The sequence below is a fragment of the Pseudomonas sp. CG7 genome (genome assembly GCF_023701885.1).
Lineage (GTDB): Bacteria > Pseudomonadota > Gammaproteobacteria > Pseudomonadales > Pseudomonadaceae > Aquipseudomonas > Aquipseudomonas zanjanensis.
Genome location: NZ_JABAEE010000142.1, coordinates 1 through 7,985, shown reverse-complemented (window position 1 = coordinate 7,985; position 7,985 = coordinate 1). Strand labels below are relative to the sequence as shown.

Annotated in this window: 9 protein-coding genes and 1 pseudogene; 7 read left to right on the top strand and 3 right to left on the bottom strand. The window is 61.0% G+C overall.

The window, feature by feature from the left end:
* Positions 1-133: 133 nt before the first annotated feature.
* Positions 134-1,333, top strand: coding sequence for a succinyldiaminopimelate transaminase (dapC, locus tag HGO40_RS29860; RefSeq protein ID WP_250965971.1), 1,200 nt, complete (start codon positions 134-136; stop codon positions 1,331-1,333).
* A gap of 93 nt (positions 1,334-1,426) precedes the next feature.
* A complete protein-coding gene (locus tag HGO40_RS29855) occupies positions 1,427-1,729 on the top strand; it encodes a helix-turn-helix domain-containing protein (RefSeq protein ID WP_250965970.1) in 303 nt (100 codons plus the stop codon).
* A gap of 362 nt (positions 1,730-2,091) precedes the next feature.
* Here HGO40_RS29855 and HGO40_RS29850 read toward each other — a convergent pair whose 3' ends face one another.
* Positions 2,092-2,451: a DUF6124 family protein gene (locus HGO40_RS29850; protein ID WP_250965969.1), complete on the bottom strand. Its 360-nt coding sequence runs from the start codon at positions 2,449-2,451 to the stop codon at positions 2,092-2,094.
* Positions 2,452-2,934: 483 nt separating this feature from the next.
* Between HGO40_RS29850 and HGO40_RS29845 the strand changes: the two genes are divergently transcribed.
* The 5 genes from HGO40_RS29845 (at position 2,935) to HGO40_RS29825 (ending at position 6,835) form a co-directional block, all read left to right on the top strand.
* Positions 2,935-3,330: a type II toxin-antitoxin system PemK/MazF family toxin gene (locus tag HGO40_RS29845; protein WP_250965968.1), complete on the top strand. Its 396-nt coding sequence runs from the start codon at positions 2,935-2,937 to the stop codon at positions 3,328-3,330.
* Positions 3,331-3,686: 356 nt separating this feature from the next.
* Positions 3,687-4,049 carry an ArsC family reductase gene (locus HGO40_RS29840; RefSeq protein ID WP_284739268.1) on the top strand — a complete coding sequence of 121 codons (363 nt, stop codon included), beginning with the start codon at positions 3,687-3,689 and terminating at the stop codon, positions 4,047-4,049.
* A 32-nt stretch (positions 4,050-4,081) separates the two neighbouring features.
* Positions 4,082-5,116 (top strand): 2,3,4,5-tetrahydropyridine-2,6-dicarboxylate N-succinyltransferase, encoded by a 1,035-nt coding sequence (gene dapD / locus HGO40_RS29835; RefSeq protein WP_186705492.1) that lies wholly within the window; start codon positions 4,082-4,084, stop codon positions 5,114-5,116.
* Positions 5,117-5,228: 112 nt separating this feature from the next.
* Positions 5,229-6,434 carry an aminotransferase class V-fold PLP-dependent enzyme gene (locus HGO40_RS29830; RefSeq protein ID WP_250965967.1) on the top strand — a complete coding sequence of 402 codons (1,206 nt, stop codon included), beginning with the start codon at positions 5,229-5,231 and terminating at the stop codon, positions 6,432-6,434.
* Positions 6,431-6,835 carry a SufE family protein gene (locus tag HGO40_RS29825; RefSeq protein ID WP_250965966.1) on the top strand — a complete coding sequence of 135 codons (405 nt, stop codon included), beginning with the start codon at positions 6,431-6,433 and terminating at the stop codon, positions 6,833-6,835. The genes HGO40_RS29830 and HGO40_RS29825 overlap by 4 nt, the downstream gene beginning before the upstream one ends.
* A gap of 126 nt (positions 6,836-6,961) precedes the next feature.
* On the opposite strand, the gene tcdA is transcribed toward HGO40_RS29825, so the two are convergent.
* Both tcdA and HGO40_RS29815 read right to left on the bottom strand, forming a co-directional pair.
* A complete protein-coding gene (tcdA, locus tag HGO40_RS29820; protein WP_250965965.1) occupies positions 6,962-7,780 on the bottom strand; it encodes a tRNA cyclic N6-threonylcarbamoyladenosine(37) synthase TcdA in 819 nt (272 codons plus the stop codon).
* Between the two features lie 93 nt (positions 7,781-7,873).
* A pseudogene (locus HGO40_RS29815) lies at positions 7,874-7,985 on the bottom strand (IS110 family transposase); the annotation flags it as partial.

Genomic DNA, 7,985 nt, shown 5'->3' with positions numbered 1-7,985 from the left:
CAATAACCCCCGCGTGGGGCGCGCGGTGGGCGGGCCTGGCGCGCTAACCCACCCTACTGCGCCGCCGGCCCCCACCAGACGCCGCTCCACCCCGGCTCCCGCAAGGACCGCGCCCACATTGACGAGGCCCTCAATGAACAACGCTCTGAACCAGCTCCAGCCCTACCCGTTCGAAAAACTCCGCGCCCTGCTCGGCAGCGTCACCCCCAACCCGGACAAGCGCCCAATCGCTCTGTCCATCGGCGAGCCCAAGCATCGCTCGCCAAGCTTCGTGGCCGAGGCCCTGGCCAGCAATCTGGAAAAGATGGCCGTGTACCCGACTACCCTCGGCATCCCGGAGCTGCGTGAAGCCATCACCGGCTGGTGCGAGCGCCGCTTCAATGTGCCAAGCGGCTGGCTCGACCCGGCGCGCCACGTGCTGCCGGTCAATGGCACCCGTGAAGCCCTGTTCGCCTTCACCCAGACCGTGGTCAACCGGGGCGACGATGCCTTGGTGGTCAGCCCGAACCCGTTCTACCAGATCTACGAAGGCGCGGCGTTCCTCGCCGGGGCCAAGCCACACTACTTGCCGTGCCTGGACGCGAACGGCTTCAACCCGGATTTCGATGCCGTCTCGCCGGACATCTGGAAACGCTGCCAGATCCTGTTCCTGTGCTCCCCGGGCAACCCGACCGGTGCGCTGATCCCGGTGGATGTGCTGAAGAAACTCATCGCCCTGGCGGATGAATATGACTTCGTCATCGCCTCGGACGAGTGCTACAGCGAACTCTACTTCGACGAACAAACCCCGCCGCCAGGCCTGCTCACCGCTTGCGTCGAACTCGGTCGCAAGGACTTCAAGCGCTGCGTGGTCTTCCACAGCCTCTCCAAGCGCTCCAACCTGCCAGGCCTGCGCTCCGGTTTCGTGGCCGGCGACGCGGACATCCTCAAGGGCTTCCTGCTGTACCGCACCTACCCCGGCTGCGCGATGCCGGTCCAAACCCAACTGGCAAGCATTGCCGCGTGGAACGACGAAGTGCACGTCCGCGCCACCCGCGCGCTGTACCGGGAAAAATTCGCCGCGGTGCTGGAAATCCTCAGCCCGGTGCTGGACGTGCAACGTCCCGATGGCAGCTTCTATCTGTGGCCGAACGTGGCGGGCGACGACGCAGCGTTCTGCCGTGACCTGTTCGAACAGGAGCACGTGACTGTGGTGCCAGGTTCGTACCTCTCCCGCGACGTGGACGGCGTCAACCCAGGCGCCGGCCGCGTGCGCATGGCCCTGGTCGCGCCATTGGCCGAATGCGTGGAAGCGGCGGAGCGAATCCGCGCGTTCATCCAGCGTCGGGGTTGATGGCCATATCGAGGGCTGTTGTGGCGAGGGAGCTTGCTCCCGCTGGGCTGCGTAGCAGCCCCAACAACGTCTATACCGACCGAGTCACTTAGAATGAACAAGCACATCGGATCTGACTTTGACGACTTTCTCGCCGAGCAAGGCATCGCAGAAGAGGTTTTCGCAGTTTCGCTCAAACGCGTTATTGCCTGGCAGATTGCCGAAGCAATGAAGCTTCAGAAAGTGACCAAAAAGGCCTTGGCACAGCGGATGCACACCAGTCGCACTGCTGTTGATCGTGCGCTGGATCAAAACGATGCGGGAATGACGCTGGCTACACTTGCCAGCGCAGCGCGTGCGTTGGGTCAGAGGGTGGAAGTACGGTTGGTGCCTGAGCAGGAAGAAGCTCACGCCTAAGCGCTGTTGTGGCGAGGGAGCTTGCTCCCGCTGGGCTGCGTAGCAGCCCCTGAAGCAGTCAACTCAATCTGCCTGACATACCGCGCTGTCCGATTTCAGGGCCGCTTCGCGCCCCAGCGGGAGCAAGCTCCCTCGCCACAGGGGGCTGGTGTCGCCCCCATATCTGTGAGCACCACAAATACCCTGTGGGAGCGAGCTTGCTCGCGAAAGCGGTGGTTCAGCTTGCATTCATGTTGGATGGGCCTACGTCTTCGCGAGCAAGCTCGCTCCCACAGGGGATGGGTGTTGTTCACAAAACAGGTGATCGACACCAGATCCTGTGGGAGCAAAGCTTGCTCGCGATGAGGCCGGCACTTATTGCATCAAGTCCGAAGTTCTACCCGATCCAGGCACTTGTTCGCCAGCAACATCCCCAACTCAATCATCTGCGCCACCCCCAACGCTACATGCCGTCGCGAGCCGTCCTGATCGAAGGCAAGGTCATTGAGCATCGCATTGGCCGAAGCCAGGGTTTCGCTGAGGTTGGCCAGCAACACTTCGGTGTCGATACCGTCAGCCACAGTGAATAACTGCACTGAGGGCTTGGGTTCTGACTTGCTGTCCTCAGGTTTGAGATATTGATCCAGCACACGGTCAGCGGCTTCTTGCAGCTTTTCGGGGGCGTAATCGCCGTAAGGGAAGGTGGAGGCAGGTTTTGGTGGATTTTGGGGTTCTTTGTTCATCGAATTGCTTGCTCCCTAGAGCTGAAGATGTAAAGACCTGCACTTGGATTGTGCACAAGCCCGTGCCCCTAGAGATGTTCGGATTCTCACGTCCGGTCGCTGAATTGGCAGCGACACCCAGAGGCTAGAGCCCTCGCTTCCGACGGACAACCTTAAAAACTTGTCGGAAACTTCGGTGCGTCTGACAGACGACAATCTGTCTGCTCAGACAAGAAATGACATAAACCGTACCGCGAACGCCAAGCCTTTGATTTCGCTAACGTTGTACACCGACAGACCTCATTTAACCCTGTTACGAGGGTTCAAGCTGGCTTGAATTCGCTATCGCCGGTAGCCATAATCGACCCCGTCACCAGCGAGAGCTGGCAGGAGTCTGGGTCCCTCTCGGGGTTGACCCAGCGGCGCAGAAAGGGCGAAGCAAGCTCAACTGCGTGTCGATTGAAGCCGCCTTCGGGCGGCTTTGCTTTTTCATGAGGATAAGGAATGCCTCTTTATTACCATCCCAAGCAAGGTGATGTTCTTCTTTGCGACTTCACGCGGGGCTTTGTTGCGCCTGAAATGTTGAAGATCCGCAAGGTGGTGATGATCTCCCCCACTGTCACACATAGTCGCAAGCTCTGTACCGTGGTACCGATTTCCTCCACAACGCCACAGACTCAGCAGGACTGGCATCACCTGCTCCGCACCAATCCCCTCCAGTCCGATGGCTACAAAGAACTGTGGGTAAAGTGCGACATGATCTATACCGTGAGTTTTGAACGTCTGGATAAGCTACACAGAAAGACTCGATCCAAGGGTCGAGAGTACTTTGTTCCTCGCCTGGGCTCTGAAGACATGCAAGGCGTGATCACCGGTGTGAAGGCTTACCTTCCGCTCTGACCCAGCCTCTAATGATCAACTCCAGATTTCACCTCGCTCCGAACGCAATAAGCGTTACACATCCGGCAACAGCTCGCCGTTGAAGTGCCATATTAACCGCCTAGCATGGGCCTGGCCGTTGTACCAATGTCGCAGCTTGCCCTGTGGAATGAGCCTGTGGGAGCAAAGCTTGCTCGCGATGAACGATGGCACAGTGTTGCAGTTGAACCGTGTCGCCGGTATCGCGAGCAAGCTTTGCTCCCACAAGCTCGCTCCCACAGGTTTTGCAGCGCATCAACCTGGGCCGCCGCGAAACCGTCCGGTCATGGCATAATCCTTCACCTTTTATTTCCAGCACCTGCAAAGGGGGCAGTTCCTTGACCGATTCAAGCAAAACGTTGCACCTTTTCGGCATCAAAGCCTGTGACACGATGAAAAAGGCGCGCACCTGGCTCGATGATCACGCTGTGCACTACGATTTTCATGACTACAAGAGCGCCGGCATCGACCGTGAGCACCTGACCCAATGGTGCGACGAGCATGGCTGGCAAGTGGTGTTGAACCGTGCCGGTACGACCTTTCGCAAACTCGACGACGAACGCAAAGCCGATCTCGACCAGACGAAAGCCATCGAACTGATGCTCGCCCAACCCTCGATGATCAAGCGCCCGGTGCTCGATCTCGGTGACCGAACCCTGATTGGCTTCAAGCCAGATATTTATGCGGCAGAGATCAAGTAAGCCTGCCCAGTCCATTTTGTAGAGGTAATTTCATGTCCACTACCCTGTTCAGCCTGGCCTTCGGCGTCGGCACCCAAAACCGTGAAGGCGCCTGGCTGGAGGTGTTCTACGCACAGCCGATGCTCAAGCCGTCGGCTGAGATCGTTGCCGCTATCGCGCCGATCCTGGGCTACAGCGAAGGCAACCAGGCCATCACCTTCACCACCGCCCAGGCCTCGCAATTGGCTGAGGCACTCCGGAACGTCGATGCCGCGCAGGCCAAGCTGCTGACCCGCCTGGCCGAAAGCCACAAGCCACTGGTCGCCACCCTGCTGGCCGAAGATGCCCAACTGAGCTCCACGCCTGAGGCCTACCTCAAGCTGCACCTGTTGTCCCATCGCCTGGTCAAGCCCCACGGCCTGAACCTGGCCGGCATTTTCCCGCTGCTGCCGAACGTGGCCTGGACCAGCCAGGGCGCGATCGACCTGGCCGAACTGGCCGAGCACCAGCTCGAAGCCCGCCTGCGCGGCGAGCTGCTGGAAGTGTTCTCGGTGGATAAATTCCCGAAAATGACCGACTACGTTGTCCCGGCCGGCGTGCGTATCGCCGATGCCGCGCGCCTGCGCCTGGGCGCCTATGTGGGCGAAGGCACCACGGTCATGCACGAAGGTTTCGTCAACTTCAACGCCGGCACCGAAGGCCCGGGCATGATCGAAGGCCGTGTCTCGGCGGGCGTGTTCGTCGGCAAGGGCTCGGACCTGGGCGGCGGTTGCTCGACCATGGGCACCCTGTCGGGCGGCGGCAACATTGTGATCAAGGTGGGCGAAGGCTGCCTGATCGGCGCCAACGCCGGCATCGGTATCCCGCTGGGCGACCGCAACACCGTGGAGTCGGGCCTGTACGTGACCGCCGGCACCAAAGTGAAGCTGCTGGACGAAAACAACCAACTGGTGAAAGTGGTCAAGGCCCGCGACCTGGCCGGCCAGCCCGACCTGTTGTTCCGCCGCAACTCCGAAACCGGTGCAGTGGAATGCAAGACGCATAAGTCGGCCATCGAGCTGAACGAAGCACTGCACGCTCACAACTAAGCTTCACTCCCTCACCTGTGGGGGCGAGCTTTTTTTGTGGGAGCAAAGCTTGCTCCCACAAAAAAAGCCAGCTCCCACAGGGTCCGGCGTAACTCCAGCAGGGCCCGAAAGCATGTTGATCCAATCCCCTTGGCGCGCCGACTTCCCGGCCATCGCCGCCCTGCAACGGCAAGGCCAGACCTACCTGGACAGCGCCGCCACCACGCAAAAACCCCAAGCCCTGCTGGACGCCCTGACGCACTATTACGCCAACGGCGCGGCCAACGTGCACCGTGCGCAACATTTGCCCGGAGCGCTGGCCACCCAGGCATTCGAAGACAGTCGCCTCAAGGTTTCGCAATGGCTCAACGCGAGGGACTGCGGACAGATCGTTTTCACCCATGGCGCCACTTCGGCGTTGAACCTGCTCGCCTACGGACTGGAACATCTGTTCAACCCTGGCGATGAAATTGTTGTCAGCGCCCTGGAGCATCACGCCAACCTGTTGCCTTGGCAGCAACTGGCCGAGCGTCGCGCGTTGAAGCTCGTTGTGCTGCCGCTGGATGCCGATGGGGTGATCGATACCAATGCCGCCGCCGAGCTGATCGGGCCGCGCACGCGCTTGTTGGCCGTGAGCCAGTTATCCAACGTCCTCGGCACCTGGCAGCCATTGCCGGCATTGCTGGCGATGGCCAAGGCGCAAGATGCGCTGACGGTGATCGATGGCGCCCAGGGTGTCGTCCATGGCCGCCACGATGTGGAGGCACTGGGCTGCGATTTCTATGTATTTTCCAGTCACAAGCTGTACGGCCCCGAAGGCCTGGGGGCGTTGTTCGGTCGCACCGAAGCGCTCAGCAAACTGCGTCACTGGCAATTTGGCGGCGAAATGGTCCAGCAAGCCGATTACCACAGCGCCACCTTCCGCCCGGCGCCGCTGGGTTTCGAGGCCGGCACACCGCCCATCGCCAGCGTGATTGGCCTGGGGGCGACACTCGACTACCTGTCCGGTCTCGACGGGCAAGCGGTCATCGACCATGAAACAGCGTTGCACGACTATTTGATTAGCGGCCTGCTGGCGCGCAACGGCGTGCGCCTGGTCGGCAACCCACGCCTGGCCCTGGTCAGCTTCGTGGTCGAAGGTATCCACAACGCCGACCTGGCGCACCTGCTGACCGAGCAAGGCATCGCCGTGCGCGCCGGGCATCACTGCGCAATGCCGCTGTTCAAGCATTTGAAGCTGTCCGGGGCGATTCGGGTGTCGCTGGCGCTGTACAACGACTCCGCCGATCTCGAACGTTTCTTCGAAGCCCTGGACCAGGCCTTGGAGATGCTGCGATGAGCCTGCCCGCCGACGCCCTCACCGCGTTGCAGATTTTCCGAGAAGCCTCCGGCTGGGAACAACGGGCCCGTCTGCTGATGCAATGGGGCGAACGCCTGCCGCCCCTGAGCGACGCCGACCAGTGCGAGGCCAACCTCGTCCACGGCTGTGAGAGCCAGGTGTGGTTGGTGGGTCGCTTGCACGACGGGCACTGGCAGTTTTCCGCCAGCAGCGATGCGCGGTTGATCCGGGGGTTGGTGGCGTTGTTGCTGGCGCGGGTCAATGGCTTGTCCGCTGATGAGTTGCAGCAGGTGGATTTGTCGGATTGGTTCAATCAGTTGGGGTTGTCGCGGCAGCTGTCGCCGTCGCGCAGCAATGGCTTGAATGCGGTATTGAAGCGGATGTTTGAGCTGACGCAATAACTGTGGCGAGGGAGCTTGCTCCCGCTTGAGTGCGAAGCGCTCATGAAAATGGGGACTGCTGCGCAGTCCAGCGGGAGCAAGCTCCCGCGCCACAGGTTCACCACTCCCTTAGTGAGCAGCGTTGCATTACTGCCCGGGCTTGACCCGATCCGCCGGCCGTCGCACCCCCGCCACGATCTTATCCACAGCCTTGGTCGCCGCGACCATGCCGAACGTCGCCGTGACCATCATCACCGCGCCAAACCCACCCGCGCAGTCGAGCTTGACGCCGTCACCGACAACACTCTTTTGCAGGCAAATGCTGCCGTCCGGCTTCGGGTAGCGCAGTTGTTCGGTAGAGAACACGCAAGGCACGCTGTAGTGGCGGGTCACGGTGCGGGAAAAGCCGTAGTCGCGGCGCAAGGTGGAGCGCACCTTGGAGGCCAGCGGATCGTTGAACGTACGGTTCAAGTCGCAGTCCTGGATCAGCGTCGGGTCGATCTGCCCACCCGCGCCTCCGGTGGTGATGATCTGGATCTTGCGGCGCTTGCACCAGGCGATCAGCGCGGCCTTGGCGTTGACGCTGTCGATGCAGTCGATCACGCAATCGATGTTCGGCGTGATGTACTCGGCCATGGTGTCGCGGGTAACGAAGTCCGCCACCGCGTGCACCGTGCAGTCGGGGTTGATCCCGCGCAACCGCTCGGCCATGACCTCGACCTTGGGCTTGCCGACGGTGCTGTCCAGGGCGTGCAACTGACGGTTCGCGTTGCTCACGCAGACATCGTCCAGGTCGAACAGCGAAATCTCGCCCACGCCGCAACGGGCGATGGCTTCCGCCGCCCAGGAACCGACACCGCCGACGCCGACCATCGCCACATGGGCCGCCCGCAGGCGCTCCAGGCCTTCGATGCCATACAAACGGGCGATGCCGGCAAACCGTGGATCTTCTGTACTCATGACCATTACCCCAAAAACCGGCGCGCATTATAGGGCTTTGCCGTGGCAATTCGAGCTGTTCGCGAATCGAATCCCACCAATTTCCCCTTGTGGGAGATTCTATGTTGCAGGGCAACCCTGCAACATAGGCTTCGGCTGGTATTCGCTCTGATTTTTCATCAAGGCAAATGCCACCCGGCAGAGCTTGCGAGCAAGCACCACCAATGCCTGG

Coding starts and splice junctions, on each gene's coding strand:
- tcdA (WP_250965965.1), bottom strand. CDS start 7,780: ATGGTCATGAGTACAGAAGATCCACGGTTTGCCGGCATCGCCCGTTTG.
- HGO40_RS29825 (WP_250965966.1), top strand. CDS start 6,431: ATGAGCCTGCCCGCCGACGCCCTCACCGCGTTGCAGATTTTCCGAGAA.
- HGO40_RS29830 (WP_250965967.1), top strand. CDS start 5,229: ATGTTGATCCAATCCCCTTGGCGCGCCGACTTCCCGGCCATCGCCGCC.
- HGO40_RS29845 (WP_250965968.1), top strand. CDS start 2,935: ATGCCTCTTTATTACCATCCCAAGCAAGGTGATGTTCTTCTTTGCGAC.
- dapD (WP_186705492.1), top strand. CDS start 4,082: ATGTCCACTACCCTGTTCAGCCTGGCCTTCGGCGTCGGCACCCAAAAC.
- HGO40_RS29850 (WP_250965969.1), bottom strand. CDS start 2,451: ATGAACAAAGAACCCCAAAATCCACCAAAACCTGCCTCCACCTTCCCT.
- HGO40_RS29855 (WP_250965970.1), top strand. CDS start 1,427: ATGAACAAGCACATCGGATCTGACTTTGACGACTTTCTCGCCGAGCAA.
- dapC (WP_250965971.1), top strand. CDS start 134: ATGAACAACGCTCTGAACCAGCTCCAGCCCTACCCGTTCGAAAAACTC.